We start from the raw sequence: 23,302 nt of genomic DNA, 5'->3' as shown, positions 1-23,302 counted from the left end.
TAATTTTATGACAGTAAAACAGCTTTCGGTTTTTATTGAAAACAGACCTGGCAGATTGTCTGCCGTTACAAAAATACTTGGGGATAATGATGTGAATATCCGTGCAATGTCCCTTGCTGACACAAAGGATTTCGGTATTCTCAGACTTATCGTTGACGATTTTGAAAAAGCAGTTTCAGCCTTGAAAACAGAGGGCTTTTCCGTTACCACCACTCAGGTGCTTGCAGTGGAGATAAATGACCGCCCAGGCGGACTTTCAGAAGCAATGAAAGCTCTCTACAATGACAACATCAGCGTTGAGTATATGTATTCTGCATTTATAAACACTAAGGAAAACACGGCTTATCTTATCCTTAGAGTGGAGAACGTTACAGCCGCTCTGGAAGCTTTGAGTGAAGCAGGATTTGCACTTATCTCACAGCAGGAATTGGCAAGCATCTAGCTAATTAGTGAATACTAACCGAAAAATCACTTAAAATCTATGTGAAATTTTTATGAAATGCCGAAAACCTCTTGATTTTTTCAGAAAATGTGTTATTATATAAGTATAGTATTTGATATGATACTTGTAGAATTTATGCAAGGAGGTCTGTGAAAATGGCTTATAAGATTAGTGATGAGTGCATCGGCTGCGGCGCTTGCATGGACGCATGTCCAGTAGGAGCTATCTCCGAGGCTGATGGTAAGTGTGCTATTAACGCTGACGAGTGCATCGACTGCGGTTCTTGCGCAGGTACTTGCCCTGTAGGAGCACCTCAGGCTGAGTAATTTACTTAAACTAAGAGAAAACGTCTGTCATATGGCAGGCGTTTTTTTGCACTTATTTTTTTGTGTATTAGTTTTCAGCACATTATCATAAAACTGTCACATTGGCGGAGTATGATATAAATACAATAAGAGAAAGACAAAAAGATGAAATTTACACATATACTTTTTTCTCCATATATACTTCATATACTTCAAAAAAGAGAACGCTGGCTTGTGTCTGCGTTCTTTTTTTTGCGTGGGTGATTTTGTGGATAGATATGTAAAATATCGTGGAAAATATGGGCTTTTGTATCGCAGGTGTCCGTTTTTCGGTATTATTAATAAAAGTTTTGCGAAATTTGTTAAAAGTGATAAAAATAGAACCCTTATTGTCGTTCCTGGGATATAAAGTGTACAATGGTTGTAACTTAACGTTCATATAAACTTCATAAACGAACGAAAAATCGGCTTGAAAATTACAATTTGATTACAATGCCCCTTGACTTTTGTAACCTTATTCATTATAATATGGTTTAGTTTATCACATTTGAAAGGAGCGTTCTGAATTGGGTTATTTGAAGTCGGGAATATCCCGCTGTGTGGCTGTGCTTTCTGCCTGCGGAGTTGTGACAGTATCTGCTGTGACTTTTGCGACACTTGATAAAAACGTTATCCAGCCATGTGCAGTCATGCCGCCTGAAAATGCAAAGGTCATTTCTGCTGTTTCTGACAAGAAAACATCTGAGCAGATCGGGGATATCACAACTGTTCTTACAACATCAGCCGTCAAGGAAACTGCGAAAAATTCTCAGACCGAGGCTGTAAAGGCTGTAAAAATTGCAAAAAGCGAAACAACAAAGTCAGCTTCCGAAACAGCTTTGAGATCAGAGAGCGTAACGACCTCTGTAATATCACAGAAGCCAGCGTCAGTGACCGCAGTGCAGAGCGTGACTTCCGCTGACACAAAGCTTAGCATATCAGTAAGCCTTGTGACAAAGAAAACTCAGCAGGCTTCAAAGTCTGAAACAAAGGTTTCTGCTGTTACTTCCGTCCCTGTCAGCACTACTGACAGCGATATTGTTGCTTCAAAGGCTACAAAAAAGACTACAACAGTGAAAACTACTACTGCAAAAACTACTACCACTGCAAAAACAACAACTGCCCCTGTTACGACCACAACGCCTGGGGTGACTACTACCAAGAAAAAGACCACCACCGCTAAGGTGACAACAACTAAAAAGCCTGTTACAACTACAATCACTGCGCCTGTTGTCGACAACGGCAAGACCCCTGCACAGCGACTTAATTCTGCAGTGCTTGATCCAAAGGCGACGCTCAGCGCAAAGGAAGAAAAGATACTTCTGAAATATCTCCATAAGATAATATCAGATGATATGACAAACTACGAAAAGGCTGTGGCTTGCTACGATTATATTATAAAGAACACGGTCTACGATTACGGCGGCTGGGCAAATCCTGTCAAGGCTGTTCTTGAGGACGGTTACGGCACTTGCACAGAATATTCTTACGTTTACGCTGCAATGCTCAACTACATAGGCTTTGACGCAAAGACCGTTGACGGCAAGACCGCTATGGCGGCAGGCGGTTATGGCTATCATATGTGGGTGGAGGTAACGATAAACGGTCAGGTATATGTTATGGACCCTCAGGTGGACGATAACATGAGCTGGGGAGCGTATATCTCCCATGATCGCTTCTGCAAGACCTACAGCGAGGTTAAGAACAAGTATATAAAAGATTGATATTGTATCGGGTGGAGTTATCTGCCCGATATTTTTTTACTGTGTTTGCGTGTAGTTTGTTTGCAGTACGTTTATTTGTACATTAAATAAGAATATCCGGCACTCTTTTTGTGACAAATTTTTCAGCCTATCCTATAGACAAAAGGAAAAAAGCATGATATAATTATTCTTGATACATTGTCGGCAAATGCCGAACGTCATTTTGTACAGGAGGATAATTGATGACGGAAAATTCCACAAAAATAACGAAAAAACCTGCGACATCAGTGAAGAAAAACAGCTCTGTCAAAGGTTCGTCAAAGAATAAGAAAAGAAAGAAAAAACGCAACAATATCGGCATTATCTGCGGCACTGCGGCAGCGGCTATCGTGATAGTTGTGGGCGGAGGATATTTCATTGGAAGAGCTTACTATAGCAACAGATTTCTGAGCGGCACAACAGTGAATGGCATTGACGTGGGCGGAAAGACATTTGAACAGGCTTGCGATCTGCTCGGGGTGAACGATATGCCTTATGAGCTTACGGTCAAAACTATCGACGGCACGCCTGTTGTTTTCAAGACGGCTGATTTTGATTACAGACTAAGCGGCAAGGACGATCTTCAGAAGATCTATGACAGCGTGAACAGAAAAACATGGTTCTCTGGATTTATACAGAACTCCATCTATAGCTTTAATGAGGATATCACATTTGATGTTGAGAAGCTTCAGAAGCTTGTGGAGAAAGCAAATTGGGGCGATGTTGAAACTGCTGATGCAAAGCTTGGTCTTAACGAGGATAAGACGGCTTATGTTATCACCCCTGAGGTGCAGGGAAACAAGATAACCGATATGAAAAAGCTTGAAGCTTATGTTACGCAAAGCGTGGCGGCAGGTGAGCTTAGCGTTGAGCTTGACAAGGACACAGGTTGTTATTCTCTTCCGGAGGTGAAGAGCGCAGACCTTGAGGACGATTGCAAGAAACGAAATGATGTTTTCCAGCTTTCTGTCACATACGATTTTGACTACACCACAGAAACTCTCACGGGCGAGGAGCTTATGAAGATGATAAAGCTCAAAGATGACGGAAGCTACACTGTGGACAGAAAGAAAGCCATGGAGTATGTGGAAAAGCTCGCAAAGAAGTATGATACATATAATACTAAGAGAAAATTCCACGCCACTTTGCAGGGCGACATAATCGTGCCGACAAGCTCTGATGCTAAATATGGCTGGTGGATAGATCAGGAAAAGACTTGTGACGATCTTGTGGATATGCTTGAAAAGGGCGAGAGCGTTGACAAGGTAGACCCTATCTATTACAGTACCGGTTATTTTGACTTTACAGGCGTTGAGTCTGCGAGAAGCAAGGACGATGATATAGGCGACACTTATATTGAGATAGACCTTACCGACCAGCACTTGTGGTATTATGAAAAGGGCAAGAAAAAGCTCGATACCTATATAGTTTCAGGTCAGACCACATCTGAGGCGAGAACAACTCTCCCTGGTGTTTATAAGCTGTGGTCAAAGGAGACCAACAAGCGTATGAAAGACACAAATGCCGACGGTGACGAGTGGGATACAAAGTGCAACTTCTGGAATAACGTTTCTCTCTGCGGAATAGGTCTTCACGATTCAACGTGGCGAGGCGGATATTTCGGCGGTGAGATATACAAATACAACGGCTCTCACGGCTGTATAAATATGAGCTATGACGACGCTAAATATGTTTATGACAACGTGCCTTATGGTACGCCTGTTGTTATGTACTACAAGTCTGCGGATAAATAATAAGGACGGTCAAGGTATCATGCCTTGACCGCTTTTTGTAAGGAGTGTTTTTTATGGAAAAGATATTATACAGAGAGGGCTTTGCGGCTGAGGAACTTCCAAACGAGGTGACAGAGCGTATCAAAGGCGTTTCCTATAAGGAAAATCCCTATGTGAAGCTGGGCGACCTTGCCTATCTGCGTGTGAGGTATTATGACTTTGAGCATAAGGTGCAGTCGGGGGAGCTTATCGTGGCGAGGAAGCTTGCACAGGAGGTTCTGGATATCTTCTATGAGCTTTTCGAGGGCGGTTATGAGATAGAAAAAATCAGGCTCGTGGACGAGTATGACGCTGATGATGAAAGGTCAATGGCGGATAACAATTCCTCTGCCTTCAACTACAGGGTGGTGGCTGGTACCAACACTATCTCGGCTCACAGCTACGGCAGGGCGATAGACATAAACCCCCTTATAAATCCTTATATAGTGGGGAATAAGGTCATGCCTGCCAATGCTACAGAGTATGCAGACCGTGACAAGGCTTTTGATCACAAGATTGACAGAACAGACCTTTGCTATTGCATTTTCAGACGCCATGGCTGGAAATGGGGTGGCGACTGGAACAATTCTAAGGATTATCAGCATTTTTACAAGGAGTACGATTCTCCGCTGAAAATGGCTGTAAATAAGCTGAAAAGAGCGTTGTTACGTTAGTTTACAAGGTTTACCTAGGAAAGCGATATGAAATCATAAGTTATATATGTATACCGATTAACTAAAAATTAATAATGAATTTATGCAAGTTTTATCATTCGCTCTTGCATTTTGCTGTAATGTGTGTTATAATGATTAAGCCGTCAAAAAAGACGGCAAAAGGCTATTTTCTTGCATCTGTGCGAAAAACCACGCTTTGAGTTTGTTGGCACTTATGCAGGATTGCAGGATTTTAATTTCTTCCTGCAAATTTTTTTGTTAAAAACAGCTAAAAATCGGCTATGAGCCGTGAAATAACATACGTTGCTGAACGATAAGCTATAATTTTTTTACAGTTTGGCAGGAAAGGGTGATAAAAATGGAACGCATGGAGGATATGACTAATGTAAAAAGCCTGTATTCACCGAAATTCGAGCATGATAACTGCGGAATAGGTGCTGTTGTGAACATTAAGGGCAAAAAGAGCCACGATACTGTTGCAAATGCGCTGACTATCGTTGAAACGCTTGAGCATCGTGCTGGTAAGGACGCAGAGGGCAAAACAGGTGACGGAGTAGGTATCCTGCTTCAGATCTCACATAAATTCTTCAAGAAGATCGCCGCCGCTGAGCTTGGAATCACGCTTGGCGAGGAGAGAGACTATGCCGTTGGTATGTTCTTCTTCCCACAGAACGAGCTTGCGAGAAATCAGGCAAAGAAGATGTTTGAGATAATCGCCGAAAAAGAGGGTCTGGAGATCCTTGGCTGGAGAGTCGTTCCTGCAAAGCCTGAGGTGCTTGGCAAGAGAGCTGCCCAGTGTATGCCTGCCATAATGCAGTGCTTCATCAAGCGTCCAAAGGGCGTTAAAAAGGGTCTTGATTTTGACCGCAAGCTATATGTTGCAAGACGTGTGTTCGAGCAGTCGAATGAGGACACCTACGTTGTATCGCTTTCAAGCAGAACTATAGTATATAAAGGAATGTTCCTTGTGCAGGATCTCAGAAAGTTCTTCCCTGACCTTCAGGATAAGGACTACGAGTCTGCTATCGCTATGGTACATTCAAGATTTTCTACCAACACAAACCCAAGCTGGCAGAGAGCTCATCCTAATAGAATGATCGTTCACAACGGTGAGATAAACACTATCAGAGGCAATGCTGATAAAATGCTCGCTCGTGAGGAAACGATGAAGTCTGAGCATTTGAAGGGAGACCTTGATAAAGTCACACCTGTTGTAAACACAGAAGGCTCTGACTCAGCAATGCTCGACAACACACTTGAATTTTTGGTCATGAGTGGAATGGATCTGCCACTGGCTGTCATGATAACGATCCCTGAGCCATGGGATAACAACGGCACGATGAGTCAGGCTAAGAAAGACTTCTATCAGTATTACGCAACTATGATGGAGCCATGGGACGGACCTGCTTCTATCCTTTTCTCTGACGGAGATATCATGGGTGCAGTGCTTGACAGAAACGGTCTGCGTCCGTCAAGATATTATATCACAAAGGACGGCAATCTTATCCTTTCATCTGAGGTTGGCGCACTTCCTATCCCGTCAGACAATATCGTTGAAAAGGAACGACTTCGCCCAGGCAAAATGCTTCTTGTTGATACTGTTCAGGGCAGAGTTATCGACGATGACGAGCTTAAGGAATACTACGCTTCAAAGCAGCCTTACGGCGAGTGGCTTGACAGCAACCTTGTCAGACTTAAAGACCTTAAGATACCAAACATCAAGGTAGAGGAACACGGCTACGAGGAAAGACAAAGACTTCAGAAAGCTTTTGGCTATACTTATGAGGACGTTATGACATCTATCCTGCCAATGGCAAAGAACGGCTCTGAGTCTATTGCCGCTATGGGTACAGACAGCCCGCTTGCGGTGCTTTCAAAAGAGCCTCAGCCACTGTTCAACTACTTCAAACAGCTCTTTGCACAGGTAACAAATCCGCCTATAGACGCTATCAGAGAGGAAATAGTTACCTCCACAACTGTCTATATCGGTGAGGACGGCAACATTCTTGAAGAAAAGCCTGAAAATTGCAAGGTAATGAAGATACACGACCCTATCCTTACCTCAACAGATATCCTTAAAATAAAGAATATGCACATTCCTGGCTTTAAGGTAGCTGTTATCCCTATACTTTATTATAAGAACACAAGACTTGAAAAGGCTATAAACAGACTTTATATAGAAGCAGACAAGGCGTTCAGCGAGGGCGCAAATATCCTTATCCTTTCAGACAGGGGAGTTGACGAGAACCACCTTGCTATCCCGTCACTGCTTGCAGTATCAGCGCTTCATCAGCACCTTGTTGTTACAAAGAAGAGAACATCTCTTGCTATTATCCTCGAAAGCGGCGAGCCTAGAGAAGTTCATCATTTTGCAACACTGCTTGGCTATGGTGCTTCCGCTATCAACCCTTATCTTGCTCAGGAAACTATCCACGAGCTTATTGCTGACGACCTTCTCGACAAGGATTACTATGCCGCTGTTGACGATTATAATGCGGCTGTTCTCCATGGTATCGTAAAGATAGCTTCAAAAATGGGTATCTCTACTATACAGTCATATCAAGGCTCACAGATATTCGAGGCTATCGGTATCGGTCAGGACGTTATAAACAAGTATTTCACAGGTACTGTCAGCAGAATAGGCGGTATCACAATATCTGACATCGAGAAAAATGTTGACAGACTTCATACATCAGCCTTTGACCCTCTTGGACTTGGCACAGACACAGAGCTTGAATCAAGAGGAAGCCACAAGTTCAGAAGCGGCAAGGAGGAGCATCTCTACAATCCTCAGTCTATCTATCTGCTCCAGCAGGCTGCAAGGACTGGTGACTATGAAACATACAAGAAGTATTCAAAGCTTATCTCTGAGGAAATGGACCCTGTGAACATCAGAGGTCTTATGGATTTCAACTTTGCTGAAAATCCTGTTCCACTGGAGGAAGTTGAGAGCGTTGATTCTATTGTAAGAAGATTTAAGACGGGCGCTATGTCCTACGGCTCTATCTCGCAGGAAGCTCATGAAGCACTTGCTATCGCAATGAACAGACTTCACGGCAAGTCAAACTCAGGCGAGGGCGGTGAGAGCCTTGACAGACTTCTCACAAAGGGTACTTCTGAGGACAGATGTTCAGCTATCAAGCAGGTGGCTTCGGGACGTTTCGGTGTAACTTCAAGATACCTCACATCTGCTGATGAGATACAGATAAAAATGGCACAGGGAGCAAAGCCTGGCGAGGGCGGTCATCTCCCTGGCAAAAAGGTTTATCCATGGATAGCTAAAACAAGACACTCCACACCTGGCGTGTCGCTTATCTCACCTCCGCCACACCACGATATCTACTCTATCGAGGACTTGGCTCAGCTTATCTATGACCTGAAAAACGCAAACAAGAACGCAAGAATTTCTGTAAAGCTTGTTTCTGAGTGCGGTGTTGGTACAGTTGCGGCAGGCGTTGCAAAGGCAGGCGCAGGTGTTATCCTTATCTCAGGCTATGACGGCGGTACAGGTGCGGCTCCGAGAAACTCTATCTACAATGCAGGACTTCCATGGGAACTTGGACTTGCAGAAGCACATCAGACCCTTATCAAGAACGGTCTTAGAAACAAGGTCGTTATCGAAACAGACGGCAAGCTCATGACAGGCCGTGATGTTGTTATCGCAGCGATCCTTGGCGCAGAGGAGTTCGGCTTTGCAACAGCTCCGCTGATAACACTCGGCTGTGCAATGATGAGAGTATGTAATCTTGATACTTGCCCATTTGGTGTTGCAACACAGAACCCGGAGCTTAGAAAGAAGTTCCCCGGCAAGCCTGAATATGTAATGAACTTTATGATATTCGTGGCTTCCGAGCTTAGAGAATATATGTCAAAGCTTGGCGTAAGAACAGTTGACGAGCTTGTGGGAAGAATTGACCTTATCAAGCCAAAGGCTGGTATCACAGGCACTGCGGCACAAGTTGACCTTTCTAATATCATCAACTCTGATTACGTTTCAGAAAAGGTAGAATACAACAAGAAATCCAAGTATGACTTCAAGCTTGAAAACACTCTTGATGAAAAGGTACTCATGAAGGAGTTCGAGAAAAATCTTGAGAGTGGTGAGAAGAAGTCTATCACAGTAAATGTCAAGAACACAGACCGTTCATTCGGTACTATCTTCGGCTCAGAGATAACAAGAAAGTATTATAACACACTTGCTGACGATACATACAAGATAGTCTGCAACGGCTCAGGCGGACAGAGCTTCGGCGCATTTATCCCGAACGGCTTGACCCTCGAGCTTGTGGGCGACTCTAACGATTATTTCGGCAAGGGACTTTCAGGCGGTAAGCTCGTTGTTTATCCTCCAAAGGATTCCACTTTCAAAGCCGAGGACAATATCATTATCGGTAACGTTGCACTTTACGGCGCAACAAGCGGTAAGGCGTTCATCGACGGTGTTGCAGGCGAGCGTTTCTGCGTAAGAAACTCAGGCGCAGTGGCAGTTGTCGAGGGCGTTGGCGACCACGGCTGTGAGTATATGACAGGCGGCTGTGTGGTAGTTATCGGCAAGACGGGCAAAAACTTTGCGGCAGGTATGTCGGGCGGTGTAGCTTACGTTCTTGACGAGGACAGACACCTTTACACAAGACTCAACAAGGAAATGGTACTTTTCTCTGAGGTCAAGGAGAAGTACGATATAATTCAGCTCAAAGACCTTATCCAGCAGCACGTTGACGCAACAGGCTCTGAAAAGGGCAAGCGTATTCTTGATAACTTTGAGGAATATCTGCCTAAGTTCAAGAAGATAATCCCTCACGATTACAAGAAGATGATGTCTGCTATAGCTTCAATGGAAGAAAAGGGTATGAGTAGTGATCAGGCGCAGATAGAAGCATTCTATCAGATCATCAACGGCAAGCAGTAAGCCTGCGCACATGAGATATTGTACTTTTAAAATCGAAAGGAGGATATACTTGCTGTGAAAGCAAGTATAGTTGAGATATGGGAAAGCCAACTGGTTTTATGGACTATAAGCGTGAGGACGCAGCAGCGTTCTCCGTTGAGGAACGTATAAAGAATTTTAATGAATTTCACACTCCTCTTTCAAAGGAGGAGCAGCAAAAGCAGGGAGCAAGATGTATGGACTGCGGTGTGCCGTTCTGTCAGGCAGGAATGAAGATAGGCAACGCATTTTCAGGCTGTCCGCTTAACAATCTTATCCCTGAATGGAACGACCTTATATACAAGGGCAACTGGGAGCAGGCATATTACAGACTTCATATGACGAACAATTTTCCTGAGTTCACATCAAGAGTTTGTCTTGCACTTTGCGAAAAAGCCTGCACCTGCGGAGCTAATGGCGACGCTGTTACCACAAAGGCTAACGAATACGGCATTATTGAAAATGCCTATGCCTGCGGATATGCTTCAGCAAGAGTGCCAAAGGTAAGAACAGGAAAGACTATCGCTGTTATAGGCTCTGGCCCGTCAGGTCTTGCTGCCGCTGACCAGCTCAATCAGAGAGGTCACAGTGTAACAGTTTTCGAGCGTGAGGACAGAGTGGGCGGTCTGCTTATGTACGGCATACCGAACATGAAGCTTGAAAAGCAGATAATCGAGCGCAAGATAAACATAATGAAAGAAGAGGGCATCGAGTTCCGCACAGGCGTTAATGTGGGCAAGGATATCACAGCGGCTGAGCTTCTCAAGGACTTCGACAGAGTAATACTTTGTTGTGGTGCTTCAAACCCTAGAGATATCAAAGCCGAGGGCAGAGATGCAAAGGGTATCTATTTTGCAGTGGATTTTCTGAAATCCACAACTAAGGCGCTGCTGAACGGCGGTCTTACGGATAAAAACCACATTTCCGCAAAGGGCAAGAACGTCATGGTAATAGGTGGCGGAGATACAGGAAATGACTGCGTTGGTACAAGCGTAAGACATGGCGCAAAGAGCGTTTTGCAGCTTGAAATGATGCCAAAGCTTCCTGACACGAGAGCCGAGAACAACCCATGGCCGCAGTGGCCAATGGTCTGCAAGACAGATTATGGTCAGGAGGAAGCTATCGGTGTGTTCGGTCATGACCCGAGAGTTTATCAGACAACTGTCAAGGAGTTTCTCAAAGACAAAAAGGGCAATCTTAAGGGTGCAGTGCTTGTAAAGCTCTCACCAGAGAAAGACCCTAAGTCAGGCAGAACGATAATGAAGCCTGTTGAGGGCAGCGAATACAAGGTAGAAACCGAGCTTGTTCTTATTGCGGCAGGCTTTCTGGGATCTGAAAGCTATCTCACAAAGGCTTTTGGAGTTGAGGTAGACGGCAGAACTAATATCGCAACAGCCGACGGCACACATCAGACGAACGTGAAGAACGTCTTTGCCGCAGGCGACGTGCGCAGAGGACAGTCACTTGTAGTATGGGCTATCAGAGAGGGCAGAGATGTTGCCCGTGAGGTGGATAAGAGCCTTATGGAGTATACAAATCTGTAATACGAGATAAAAATATAACACCGTCCGAGAAGTTCGGGCGGTGTTTTTTGTGTGTAGGGTATCGTACCCATGGCGGCGACAAAAAAATCCGCTACCATAAATGATAGCGGATTTGGGTGCAGGTGCAAGCACCTGCTGGAGCTGCTAACCGGGCTTGAACCGGTGACCTCGTCCTTACCAAGGACGTGCTCTACCTACTGAGCCATAGCAGCAAACCAATTACAGTAATATATTATACACTATCTCTGCCGCTTTGTCAAGCCCTTTTCACAACTTTTTTACTCTATTCCCTCATCATCATCGTCATCTGCCTGAACGCTTGGGTCGTAATTATCATATGTGTCCATAAAATTGTACTTCTTGCCCTTGTATTCGTATTGTATCACAGTGCGCAGATTGACGTTATAAACGCTCTTGAAAATATTGTTTTCGATGTTGGGATTGGTGGCGCGAAACTTTGCTATAAGCTCCTTCATTTCCTGCCGCTTTGATACCTCGCCCTTTTTCTCTGACCTCTCGTAGCTCTCAGTGAAACGGCAGGCACAGCGGATAAAATGCAGATCGTTCTGCTCCACCCAGCGGATAATGTCCGCCTCTTTCACCATGTACAGTGGTCTGATAAGCTCCATGCCTGCGTAGTTCCTCGAGTGTAGCTTCGGCATCATAGTCTGAATCTGTCCTCCGTATACCATGCTCATGAGTATGGTTTCTATAACATCATCAAAATGATGTCCCAAAGCTATCTTGTTGCATCCAAGGTCCTGCGCAAATTTGTAAAGCCAGCCACGTCTCATTCTTGCACAAAGATAGCATGGGTTGCGTTTTGTGTTGTATGCAATGTCAAAGACCTTTGTTTCAAACATCTTTATGGGTATTCCCATAAGCGCCGCATTGTCGATTATCCTCTGCCTGTTTGCGTCGCTGTAGCCGGGGTTCATCACAATAAACTCCAGCCCGATATCCATGCCCTGATATTTCTGCAAATGCTGCATACACTTAGCAAGGAGCATTGAGTCCTTGCCGCCTGATATGCACACCGCTATTTTGTCCCCCGGCTTTATCATATCGTAACGCTCATATCCCATAACGAACTTGTTCCATATATCTCTGCGAAAATCAGTAACGATGCTCCGCTCTATCTTCTGCTGTGGCGTCAATATTCTTGACATCTCAAACTCTCCTTAAAATAATCAAATTACTAATTAAATTCTACTATTTTTATGGGAATTTGTCAACCATATTCATGTTGACATTATATTGTGATATTGTTATAATAAAATAAAGGCAATACCGCACAAAGATTGTGCGTCAGATGCGTAGTCAGATTTTTTGTCAGATTGCACAAAAATTCCGCAGGCATACTGCCGTATGTCAAGGGATTTTTGTGTGATATGACGGAAAATCTGCAAGCAGATGGCGTGCAAAGCCGTCAGGCGGGCTTTGTGCGGTGTTGCCTAAAGTATTAAAGCAGGAGGATATCATGAGCGAAAATATAGAGCGTGAGATAAAAATTTCTCTCACAAAAGAACAATATAACACCGCTGTAAAGCTTTTTCAGTGGGGCAAAATAATAGAGCAGACCAATTTTTATTATATCCCGCAAAGAGATTCAGGCATGACAAGTATCAGGGTAAGACAAATAGGGGATAAGTATTTTTTGCAGCTTAAAGCACCTATCTCCGAAAATGGTGCGCTTCATGTGAAAAAAGAGTATGAACAACAGCTTGACAGCCTGCCTAAAAAGCTCACCGCACAGGAGCTTTCAAAGCTTGTGGGGAGAGATTTCCCTGCCGCTGACCTTACAGGCTCTTTGCATACTCAGCGCAAGCTCTGCACCGATTTCGACCATGTTGAGATATGCCTAGACAAAAGCGAATATCTCGGCGTGACCGACTATGAGTTGGAGCTTGAATATACAGCAGACTATCCCGAAAAGCCTTTGGAGATACTGAAAAATGCAGGTATCACACAGGGAGAAGCGGTAATAGGCAAGTATGCAAGGTTTATGGAAAGAGCGAAAAAGCTGGGCAAGTGCTGATTTTCGCCTATCTGCGGTCATTTTCTATGAAAAAGCACCCACAGCCTGCAAAGGTTTGGGCAATAATGATAATTGACAGTGACGTTATAATATGTTATTATATTAAAGTGTTAAAACGTATGAAATGGTATTTTGACGATACCCGAAAGGAAGTTAATAATGAAAAGATCTATTTTTAAGACTATCGCATCACTTTCCGCTGCTGCCATGATGCTTTTGGCTGTAGGCTGCGGAAGCACATCTGATTCTTCATCAGCAGCAGGCACAAACAGCACAGCCGCTGCAACAGGCGAGGATAACTCACTTCAGAAAGTTCTTGATTCAGGCAAGCTTGTGCTTGGTCTTGACCCAACATTCAAGCCAATGGGCTACACGGACGAGAACGACAACATCGTAGGCTTTGATATCGACGTTGCAAAGGAAGTTTGCTCAAGACTTGGTGTAGAACTTGAAACTTACTCTGTAAACTGGGATACAAAGGAGCAGGATCTTAATGCAGGCACAATAGATTGTATCTGGAACGGCCTTTCTGTCAGCGATGAGAGAAAGAAAGTAATGCTCATGAGCGAGCCTTACATGAAGAATGAAATGGTGTTCGTTGTAAACGGCTCAAGCGACGTTGCTTCACAGGCTGATCTTGCAGGCAAGAACATTGCCGTGCAGAACGGCTCAACAGCACAGGAAACACTTCTTGCATCTGACGTTGTAGCAAATGGTGCGACAACAACGGAGCTTGCAACAAATGTTGAAGCCCTCCAGCAGTTGGAGCTTAACATGGTAGACGCAGCGTTCCTTGACTCAGTAGTTGCAAACTACGAGATATCCACATCAGGCAAGGATTACAAGGTGCTTCCTGACGGCCTTGACCCAGAGGAGTACGCTATCGGCTTCAGACTTGGTGATCAGGCACTTTGCGACAAGATCGAGGAGATCCTTCACGAAATGAAGCAGGACGGCAAGCTCGCTGAGATATCAACAACTTGGTTCGGAAGCGACATCACGACCATAGAATAATCACAAAAACATTCAATCGGACAGTCTTCGGGCTGTCCGATTTTTTTGCTTTATTAAGTTTTTTTGTGTGTCATATCTTTAGAAAATAAAAAGTCTCGCAAACAACGTGTTTACGAGACTTTTTGGCGGAGAAGGAGGGATTCGAACCCTCGATGAGCTATTAACCCATACACGAGTTCCAGTCGTGCGCCATAAACCGGGCTAGGCGACTTCTCCAGTTTATCATTTTTTATATGTGTCACACTATCTAAGCGACTTTAATATTATACCATATGATCTTTTACTTGTCAAGACATTTTTGAAACTTTTTTTGTTCTTTTCTTATTCAGAAGTTCTGTGTAAAAAAAGTTTTCTCTGCGATGCTTTATTAACAATATTCTGAAAAGTTTTCATTTTATTTTCTATATGAACATGTTACCGAAAATTTTCGCAATCTCGAAAACGATTAAGCAAATCATTTGGTTGATTTATAACAAATTTAATCAAATATATGTATTGGTAATATTGAAAATATCTTAATAATTTTACCACAAAAATAAAAAAGTCTTTAAAAAGTTTACGAAAATTCACAAAATGCCTTTGACAACTCGAGGCAAATGTGGTATAATGTTTGAATAACTGTAGGGCGAAGTGCGTCTAAATGCGACATTATAGAGAAGGTGAGACATTTTGGGAAGAAAACGCATTGGAGTGATATTGTCTGAGGCAGAAAGCTATTATCAGGAAAGATTGCTGAGAGGCGTAATGACAAAGGCTTTTCAGCTTGACTATGATGTGCTTATCTTCACAAGCTTTGTCAAAGTGTCATTCTTAAAAGCAGTGTCTGCTGGAGAAATGCAGATATATGACGCTATAAATTATGATAAGCTCGATGGCGTTATCGTTTTGGCAGATACATTAAAAATGCCTGGGCTTTTTGACAAAATATGCAGGGATATAGATGAGAAATGTCATGTTCCTGTGGTTTTTATAGATGGAAGCTATAAGGACTATGAAAGTATTTATACCCGTGACGAAATACCTTTTATGCAATTGACAGAACACCTTATCGAGGTCCATGGATGCAGGAAGATACTTTTTCTGAGCGGTGCGCTGGAGACTGCCACCACTCGTGAACGGCTTGCGGGATATAAGCGTGCCCTTGAAAAGCATGGCATAGAGTATGATCCGGACTTTGTCTGCTTTGACGGAGGCTTCTGGTATGATAAAGCGGCAGAGGTGGCAAATAATATCATCTATGGCAGACGTAAAAAGCCTGACGCTATCGTTTGCTGTGGAGATTATATGGCTATAGGCGTTGTACATGAATATCAGAAAAACGGTTTGAGCGTGCCTGAGGATATGATAGTTGCAGGTTATGACGCAATAGATGAGGCTATCCATTGCGTGCCAGCTATAACCTCGTGCTCACCGCCGATCTTTGAAACTGGCGTGAACGCAGTAATGACCATTGAGGCAAGGATCAAAGGCGTTGAACCGCAGGGCCTTATAGAGGACGGCGGCAAGGTGGAGATAGGTGCTTCCTGCGGCTGTCATGAGGATTATAGCTATACAAAGCGTGATCTTTTATCATCTCAGAACAAGATGAATTATCATGAATTTTTGGACAGCAATATGACCGATATAATGGCTTGCTCTAAAGATCCCGATGATCTGATGGCCAGGATACAATATTTTCTCTATCTTATCATTGGTCATGAGAGGTATTATCTTTGCCTTAATGAGGATTGCCTCGGAGAGCATGAGATAGTCGGTGAGATCTCCACTGTCCCAAAGGAATATACAGAAAATATGGTGCTTTATATAAGAAACGTTGACGGCAAAAGCAGAACTCTTCATGATCCTTTTGAACTCAAAGAGATATTTCCTGATCTGGATGAAGAACGAGAAAGCCCTCGTGCATTCTTTATCACCCCGGTACATTTTATAGATCGGTGCTATGGCTATGCTGTATTGTCTTACGGTGACGAAATAAAATCGATAGATATCACTTATCGTAATTGGACAAATCATGTAAGCAATGCTCTGGAATCAATGCGGATACGAAACTCCATAGCTAATCTTGCAGTCCGTGACGCTATGACAGGTGTTTATTCGAGAATAGGCATTGAGAAAAATATCCAGTTTGTTGTTGACAGAATGTCAAATCCGAAAAATAAGGCTTTTATCGCTGTCTGCGATCTGGACTGTCTTAAAAAGATAAATGATAATTTTGGCCATAACAGCGGTGATATTGCAATAAAAGCGATCGCAGACGCAGTTTTGGCATCGACAAAAAATAACGAGATATGTGCAAGGGTAGGCGGCGATGAGTTTGTGGTGATAGGCTGTAACGACTATAACGACAACTATCCTGAACGATTTTCTGCAAGGGTCAACGACCGTCTTAGGGTATATAACAAGTTTGCAGGTAACGAGTTTGAGGTCAGCGTTAGTATAGGCGGTATTTGTAAACATATAACAGATGTCCACGAGCTTGAAGATATGTTTACACAGGCGGATAAGATAATGTACGCAAGTAAATTGGAAAGACATAAAAACAGGAAATAGCAATAGATAAAATATCAGTGCATTACAACGGACGGTCAGTGATCGTCCGTTTTTGCGTGTGAGAGACACATATCCACTTGACTTATAGGCTCAAATGTAGTATAATGTAAAAGTTAAGGCGGTTTTCTGCCTGTTAGTAAGACGATTTTTTTCGGAAAGGAAATGGATAATAAAATGGCTAAAGCTAAAAAAATAACGGCTGCTCTTACTGCCGCATTGCTTTGTACTGCGAGCCTTACCTCTTGCTCGGACACAAGCTATGTGATGACAGCAGGTGACAGCAAGATAAACGCAGGAATCTACATTTATAATGAGCTTACAGAAATGTCATATCAAATGACGATGATGTATTATCAGAAAGGCATCAAAAAGGACTATTTCGATCAGAAGGTAGACGGAAAGGCATTTGACGAGTATCTTTCAGATTATGCTCTCACTGCAACTAAGGAGTATGCGGCTGTAGTTGACAAGTTCAACGAGCTTGGACTTACTCTTTCAGATGAGGATATAAAGTCCATTAATGACAGCATAAGCAGCACATGGGATTCTCAGGGCGAGTTTTACGAGTCAGAGGGTATCTCAAAGGAATCTGTAAAGCTTGCACTCAAAGGCTCTAAAATGAGAGAAGAGCTTTTTGATCACTACTATGCAGAGGGCGGCGAGGAAGCCGTTTCAGACGATGAAATGGTGAAGTATCTTGATGATAACTACCTGAGATATAAATCCATTTCCTTTGCAAAAACTAAAGCATCAACTGATTCTTCATCATCAGCCACCGATTCTTCTACAGACTCAGCAGACGCTGCAAATGAGGAAGCCAAGGCAAAAAGAGATGAGTTCCTTGAAAAGGCTCAGGGAGTTTCATTTGATGATTTTGATAGCATCATAGATGAGTACAACGACTATGTTGCTTCAAAGAAAGCCTCAGATTCAAGCTCCGCCGCTGACAGCGATTCATCAGCCGCAGACAGCAGCACGACTTCTGACGACACTTCTTCTGTAGCAGAAAGCGACACAAGTTCTACAGCTTCCGATGATACATCTTCTGTATCTGACAGCACAGCAGAATCAAGCTCCGCTGCAGACAGTGACTCGTCAACAGACAGCTCATCATCAGAGCCAGACCCATATGCAAATGAGAAAATGGCGAACTATGGTGAAATGGACGATTCACAGAAAGACACTACAAACGGCAAGATACTCAAAGAAGTAAGCGGTATGAGCACAGACGTTGCAACAGCTTATGAGGACGATAACGCATATTACATTCTTATCAAGGGCGATGTTAAGGACAGAGATACAGAATATGCCAAGGACAATCATGAAGATCTTCTAAAAGAAATGAAGAGCGATGAATTTCAGAAGAAATTAACAAGTTGGGTAGAAAAGCTTGACATCAAGGTAAACAACAAGGCTATAAAGCGTTACACGCCGAAAGTGGTCTACGATAAGCAGACAGAGTATTACAGCAAGAACAATAATTCATAGCAGATAAAATTACCGCCGCAACCGAGTTTGGTTGCGGCGGTTTTGTCATGTTAACAAATCCTTCGGCTTCCTCCTTGCCCAATTGCAGCACATAAGGACAAAATCCCAAAATGTGAACACATTCACATTTTATCAACAGAAGCCCATTTTATGCATTATTTTTTTGCGAGTACAATGCCCAACATATTATGGCTTTATAAAACAAAGAGCTGCGCTTCTTTAATGAAACGCAGCTCTTATGCTTATATTTTTATTATAAAGACGAAATGCACTGTGAATATGCCCCAATATTTAGTCAACAACACATTCCACAACAGCACAAGGCGGAATATTCAGCTTTAACACATTGTCCTTGATGACTGCCGTATGCTCGGTAATGCTCACTCTGTCGGGACAGTCGAAGTCGTTATAGCTGTGCGCCTCGTTTGTAAGTATCCTGCAAGAAACTGATGATGCTTTAAATCCGAAAATGCTACATTCAACAGCAGCCTCTTCCGTAAGCGAACAGTTTGCGGCGGTAACGGTCATACTCTTTTCGTTCACCGATGCGGAAACCGAGATCATCGGAGCATTTTTACCTTCCGACATATTTTCATTCTGCGTATAGCAGTAAACCGCCTCGTTGTTTTGGTGTGTTTTAAAAAGGTCGAAAACGTGATATGTAGGCGTTTTTATCATCTTATCGCCTTCTGTAAGAATGACCGATTGGAGAACATTCACCGCCTGCGCAAGGTTTGCCATTACAACACGGTCGCTGTGTCTGTTAAAAACATTCAGCTCTATTGCAGCAACGATAGCATCACGCATTGTATTCTGCTGATATAAAAATCCCGGATTCGTACCCTCTTCTACCTTATGCCAACAGCCCCACTCTCCTATTACAAGTCCTATTTTCTTTTCGGGATCATAGCGGTTCATTATCTCCGAATGTCTTGTGATAAGCTCATCGGAAAAGTTCGCTGCAGCGATAGTTTTATAATAAAGCTCATCGTCAAAATCGGTGGCAGACTCCATTTCGGGCCATACTGGCATCGTATAATAATGCAGGTCGATAGCATCAACATTATTGCTGTCAAGATTTTTCATCATGACTTCTGTCCAGTTATAGTCGGCAGAGCTTGAACCGCAGGCTATTCTGTAAAGTTTGTTTCCCGAATAATTGTGGCAGAATGTCTGATACCTTTTATAAACGTCGGCGTAATATTCGGGACGCATATTTCCTCCGCAGCCCCAGTTTTCATTGCCGATACCGAGGTATTCGAGTTTCCACGGCTCGGCTCTGCCGTTCTTCTTTCTCTGCTCTGTGAGAGGTGATTCCGCATCTGAGGTCATATATTCTATCCATTCGGATAATTCACGAACACTGCCGCTACCAACATTGCCGTTTATATAAGGCTTGCAGCCAACAAGCTCACAGAAGCGCATAAATTCGTGCGTGCCAAAAGAATTATCCTCCGTAACTCCGCCCCAGTTCGTGTTCACGATCTTTCGGCGCAGAGATTTTTCTCCGATACCGTCCTGCCAGTGATATTCTTCTGCAAAGCAGCCGCCGGGCCAGCGGAAAACGGGAGCTTTTATATTTCTGAGCGCCTCGATGATATCATTCCTTATTCCGTCTGTATTCGGAATAGGTGAATTTTCACCCACATATATACCATTGTAGATACATCTTCCGAGATGCTCGGAAAAATGTCCGTATATCTCGGGAGAGATATGTCCGAGTCTGTCGTCTGCATTTATTACCATTGATATTTTTTTCATGTTATACCTCCGCAGCATACTGAATTATTATGTTATTATTATACTAAGTCAAGGAATCCTCATATTTCAATTACAGATGATTCTATGGACAGTAAAAGCTGTGCATACAAGCTGAACGATATTTTTATCAGCCGTTTTAAGCTTGTCCTTGAAATTATCAATGCCAATGATTTTTTTGACCAGAAAGACCGAAAGTGAGCTGTTTGAACTTTACAATAAGATGCTCGATCCTGATGTTTATCACTACATGACAGGCACAAAGGGCGGTTTTGTTATATCCGAAATTCACTTATGATACCTAGTATTAGCACTTATCTGAAACGCCCTGTAAACCTGCTCCAAAAGCATTATCCTTGCAAGCTGGTGTGGGAACGTCATCTCCGACATTGATAAGCGCAGGTCAGCTTTCGCCTTTATCTCAGGGGCAATGCCGAATGACGAGCCTATTATGAAATTCACTGTGCTGAATCCGTTCAGACCGCATTCGCTGAGCTTTTTGGACAGCTTTTCACTTGAAAGCTGCTTGCCCTCAATGCACATTGCAATATTGTATGCACCCTTGATGTCAGTGTAGCCTTTCATGGCTTTTGCTTCGTTTTCAAGCGCCGCTGCTATCTCCTTTTCGGAGGGGTTGTCAGATAACCTCGACTCGTTCAGCTCAACTATTTCAAGCTTGCAGAACGCCCCCAGCCGCTTTGAGTATTCCGCCGCAGCGTCACGCCAGTATTTTTCTTTCAGCTTTCCAACTGTAATAAGATTTATCCTTATCAAAATGCCACCGCCATTCCGCTGCCCTCAGGCTTTGCTATATGTAAAATATAGTCGCTGTTGCGCTCGTAATCCCCAAGTGCTCCCACAGCCGAGTTTTCAGCCTGCAAAGGCGTGTTGTTTTCCTGACTTAAATGCCCTAAAATAAATTTAAATGTACCTGCTGTCATAAGCTTTTTTAGCTGTTCTCCGCAGGCAGAGTTTGAAAGGTGTCCGTGGTCTGAAGCGATGCGTCTTTTCAGCTCGTATGGATAAGGTCCATTTTTCAACATTGACTCATCATAATTTGACTCCAGCAAAACAAGGTCAGAACCGCTCAGGTGCATATCCACCTCATTTGTAACAGTGCCAAGGTCGGTGCATACGCACACCTGCTTGCCGTCAGGGGTCTTTATCTGATATCCACAGCTTGCAGGGGTATCATGAAATGTGGCAAAACCTTTTACGGCATAATCTCCTATGCAGACTTCATTGCCGTCCACCTCGTTGACATCACAGGCTGGGTCTATTTTGCCGTCAGATACAAGTATCTCAAGATTGGTCTTTTGGGCAAATACAGGGATATGATATTTCTTCGTGAGAACTTTAAGTCCCGAAACATGGTCTGAATGTGTGTGTGTGATAAAAATTCCCTGTATCACAGCAGGGTCGATCTCGTTAGCTTTCAAAGCCTCACAAAGACGTTTGCAGGATACTCCTGCGTCAACAAGTATCCCGCCGTCACTGTTGCCGATAAAAGAGCTGTTGCCCTTGCTTGATGAAAAAAGTGGATATATCCTTGCCATAACTAATTCCTTTCAAAAGTTTTCAGAAGATACTCTGCAACACCGTCTTCTTCATTTGTGCCTGTCACCTCGTCACAGCCTTCAAGCATCTCTTTGCATGCGTTTTTTACCGCCACTCTTTTATCAGCCGCCTTGAACATAGGCAGATCGTTGGTGTTGTCCCCAAAAGCCGTGACAAAGTCAAAGCCGTAATTCTCACGAAGATACCTCACGCCTTGCTCCTTAGAAGCCGCCGAAGAGAACACTTCAAGATACCAAAGCTTGGGGTCATAAACATCATAATAGTATGTGATGTTCAGCTTTTCATTTTCTTTAAGAGCGTCATACAGCGGTACAAGTTTTTCTTTTTCTGCAATAAATGTGAAGTATATCACATTGTCGATGTACTGAGAAAGGTCACTGACCTGCGTGAAAGACTTGTAATATTTCTCTCTGCGTTCGTTGTAAAAGCTCTTCATTGCAGGTGAAATAAGCCTCTCATATCTTGTGGAAAGCTGGTTATCTGAAACCGAGTACATAAAAGGCTCTAAACCAAGTCCTTTTGAAAGACTTATGATAAGACCGCAAAGCTTCCTGGAAAGGCTGTTTATCTTGACGTATTTTTTCTCCGCCATATCATAAATAAGCACGCCGTTCATAAGTATAACGGGAAGCTTCAGGTCAAGCCCCGAAAGTATTTTTCCTGCGGAAGCAAGCGTCCTTGCAGTGGCGGCAGTGAAGTTAAGCCCCTTTGCCATGAGCCTGTTCAAAGTGTCTCTTGTGAACTCCGTCACCTCTGCATTGCCGTTAAGCAGCGTTCCGTCAAGGTCGGAAATAAAAAGCTCCATATCATGTCCTCTCAAATGCTGTAAAAAACGGCGGCAAATAATATGCCGCCGCAGTGTTATCAATATTTATCAGCCGCTAAGCTCCATTTCGTTAGCGTCAGGCTTGTAAACACGCTGAATGTCAGCTCCAAGCCCTCTGAGTTTCTCATCTATCTTTTCATATCCTCTTTCGATGTAGAAAATATTGTCTATCTCAGTAGTGCCCTCAGCCGCAAGACCGGCAATGACCATTGCCGCACCTGCTCTCAGGTCAGTTGCCACAACAGGAGCACCTTTGAGCTTGCCAACGCCCTGTATAACAGCCACCTTGCCGTCAACAGAAATGTCAGCGCCCATTCTTCTAAGCTCAGCCACATATCTGAATCTGTTGTCAAAAATATCGTCTGTAACGATGCTCGTACCCTCTGCGAGCGTCAGCAGTGTTGAGAACTGCGGCTGCATATCAGTAGGGAAGCCAGGGTGCGGCATAGTTTTTATAGAAGTTTTCATGAGCGGACCGTCCACCCAAACATGAACGCTCTCGTCGCTTTCTTCAACGTTTACGCCTACCTTGCGTAGCTTTGCCGTGATAGACTCAAGGTGTTTAGGGATAACATTTGCGATAACAACGTCGCCCTTTGTGGCAG

The 23,302-nt window shown here is 43.5% G+C and carries 18 protein-coding genes and 2 tRNA genes; 12 read left to right on the top strand and 8 right to left on the bottom strand.

All coding sequences use genetic code 11. The features are described from left to right. The first annotated feature begins 7 nt into the window (after nucleotides 1-7). From QVO88_RS05290 to QVO88_RS05260, 7 genes are all read left to right on the top strand, one after another. Nucleotides 8-442, top strand: coding sequence for an ACT domain-containing protein (locus QVO88_RS05290; protein WP_022287478.1), 435 nt, complete (start codon nucleotides 8-10; stop codon nucleotides 440-442). A 155-nt stretch (nucleotides 443-597) separates the two neighbouring features. Beyond that, nucleotides 598-768, top strand: coding sequence for a DUF362 domain-containing protein (locus tag QVO88_RS05285; RefSeq protein ID WP_022287477.1), 171 nt, complete (start codon nucleotides 598-600; stop codon nucleotides 766-768). Nucleotides 769-1,313: 545 nt separating this feature from the next. Continuing rightward, entirely contained in the window at nucleotides 1,314-2,510 is a 1,197-nt protein-coding gene (locus QVO88_RS05280) for a transglutaminase-like domain-containing protein (protein WP_022287476.1), read from the top strand. 221 nt (nucleotides 2,511-2,731) lie between these two features. Continuing rightward, the gene (locus tag QVO88_RS05275; RefSeq protein WP_022287475.1) at nucleotides 2,732-4,282 is read left to right on the top strand and encodes a L,D-transpeptidase family protein; all 1,551 of its coding nucleotides are present in this window, start codon (nucleotides 2,732-2,734) and stop codon (nucleotides 4,280-4,282) included. Nucleotides 4,283-4,335: 53 nt separating this feature from the next. After that, nucleotides 4,336-4,974, top strand: coding sequence for a M15 family metallopeptidase (locus QVO88_RS05270; RefSeq protein ID WP_022287474.1), 639 nt, complete (start codon nucleotides 4,336-4,338; stop codon nucleotides 4,972-4,974). A gap of 367 nt (nucleotides 4,975-5,341) precedes the next feature. Further along, nucleotides 5,342-9,883 (top strand): glutamate synthase large subunit, encoded by a 4,542-nt coding sequence (gltB, locus tag QVO88_RS05265; protein WP_195249714.1) that lies wholly within the window; start codon nucleotides 5,342-5,344, stop codon nucleotides 9,881-9,883. A 77-nt stretch (nucleotides 9,884-9,960) separates the two neighbouring features. Next, nucleotides 9,961-11,445 carry a glutamate synthase subunit beta gene (locus tag QVO88_RS05260; RefSeq protein WP_288177796.1) on the top strand — a complete coding sequence of 495 codons (1,485 nt, stop codon included), beginning with the start codon at nucleotides 9,961-9,963 and terminating at the stop codon, nucleotides 11,443-11,445. Nucleotides 11,446-11,581: 136 nt separating this feature from the next. On the opposite strand, the gene QVO88_RS05255 is transcribed toward QVO88_RS05260, so the two are convergent. Next, nucleotides 11,582-11,657, bottom strand: a tRNA-Thr gene (locus QVO88_RS05255). Between the two features lie 66 nt (nucleotides 11,658-11,723). Then, nucleotides 11,724-12,614, bottom strand: coding sequence for an ATP-binding protein (locus QVO88_RS05250; RefSeq protein ID WP_022287471.1), 891 nt, complete (start codon nucleotides 12,612-12,614; stop codon nucleotides 11,724-11,726). 311 nt (nucleotides 12,615-12,925) lie between these two features. Between QVO88_RS05250 and QVO88_RS05245 the strand changes: the two genes are divergently transcribed. Genes QVO88_RS05245 through QVO88_RS05235 form a run of 3 tightly spaced genes read left to right on the top strand, consistent with a single transcriptional unit; the run spans nucleotide 12,926 to nucleotide 14,497 of the window. Next, complete coding sequence (locus QVO88_RS05245; protein WP_022287470.1) at nucleotides 12,926-13,483, top strand: CYTH domain-containing protein; 558 nt, start codon at nucleotides 12,926-12,928, stop codon at nucleotides 13,481-13,483. A 26-nt stretch (nucleotides 13,484-13,509) separates the two neighbouring features. Then, nucleotides 13,510-13,662, top strand: coding sequence for a hypothetical protein (locus tag QVO88_RS05240; protein ID WP_181979662.1), 153 nt, complete (start codon nucleotides 13,510-13,512; stop codon nucleotides 13,660-13,662). Then, complete coding sequence (locus QVO88_RS05235) at nucleotides 13,643-14,497, top strand: amino acid ABC transporter substrate-binding protein (RefSeq protein ID WP_022287469.1); 855 nt, start codon at nucleotides 13,643-13,645, stop codon at nucleotides 14,495-14,497. The genes QVO88_RS05240 and QVO88_RS05235 overlap by 20 nt, the downstream gene beginning before the upstream one ends. Nucleotides 14,498-14,620: 123 nt before the next feature. Here the strand turns inward: QVO88_RS05235 and QVO88_RS05230 are convergent. Next, nucleotides 14,621-14,713, bottom strand: a tRNA-Ser gene (locus tag QVO88_RS05230). Between the two features lie 453 nt (nucleotides 14,714-15,166). Between QVO88_RS05230 and QVO88_RS05225 the strand changes: the two genes are divergently transcribed. Next, the gene (locus QVO88_RS05225) at nucleotides 15,167-17,047 is read left to right on the top strand and encodes a GGDEF domain-containing protein (protein ID WP_022287468.1); all 1,881 of its coding nucleotides are present in this window, start codon (nucleotides 15,167-15,169) and stop codon (nucleotides 17,045-17,047) included. Nucleotides 17,048-17,221: 174 nt separating this feature from the next. Further along, nucleotides 17,222-18,535 (top strand): hypothetical protein, encoded by a 1,314-nt coding sequence (locus QVO88_RS05220; protein WP_265290532.1) that lies wholly within the window; start codon nucleotides 17,222-17,224, stop codon nucleotides 18,533-18,535. Between the two features lie 291 nt (nucleotides 18,536-18,826). On the opposite strand, the gene QVO88_RS05215 is transcribed toward QVO88_RS05220, so the two are convergent. The 5 genes from QVO88_RS05215 to QVO88_RS05195 form a co-directional block, all read right to left on the bottom strand. Then, complete coding sequence (locus QVO88_RS05215; protein ID WP_022287466.1) at nucleotides 18,827-20,296, bottom strand: alpha-N-arabinofuranosidase; 1,470 nt, start codon at nucleotides 20,294-20,296, stop codon at nucleotides 18,827-18,829. A gap of 285 nt (nucleotides 20,297-20,581) precedes the next feature. Next, nucleotides 20,582-21,067 carry a 23S rRNA (pseudouridine(1915)-N(3))-methyltransferase RlmH gene (rlmH, locus tag QVO88_RS05210; protein WP_022287465.1) on the bottom strand — a complete coding sequence of 162 codons (486 nt, stop codon included), beginning with the start codon at nucleotides 21,065-21,067 and terminating at the stop codon, nucleotides 20,582-20,584. Then, a complete protein-coding gene (locus QVO88_RS05205; protein WP_022287464.1) occupies nucleotides 21,064-21,849 on the bottom strand; it encodes an MBL fold metallo-hydrolase in 786 nt (261 codons plus the stop codon). The genes rlmH and QVO88_RS05205 overlap by 4 nt, the downstream gene beginning before the upstream one ends. A gap of 2 nt (nucleotides 21,850-21,851) precedes the next feature. Then, nucleotides 21,852-22,676: a Cof-type HAD-IIB family hydrolase gene (locus QVO88_RS05200; RefSeq protein ID WP_022287463.1), complete on the bottom strand. Its 825-nt coding sequence runs from the start codon at nucleotides 22,674-22,676 to the stop codon at nucleotides 21,852-21,854. 69 nt (nucleotides 22,677-22,745) lie between these two features. After that, nucleotides 22,746-23,302: UDP-N-acetylglucosamine 1-carboxyvinyltransferase (locus tag QVO88_RS05195; RefSeq protein WP_369678562.1), on the bottom strand; the 557-nt coding region annotated here is incomplete at its 5' end.

The organism is Ruminococcus sp. CAG:57, assembly GCF_000435935.1.
Classification (GTDB): domain Bacteria; phylum Bacillota; class Clostridia; order Oscillospirales; family Ruminococcaceae; genus Hominimerdicola; species Hominimerdicola aceti.
Note: the sequence above shows the minus strand (reverse complement) of the source record. Positions and strands in the feature narration are given on the sequence as shown.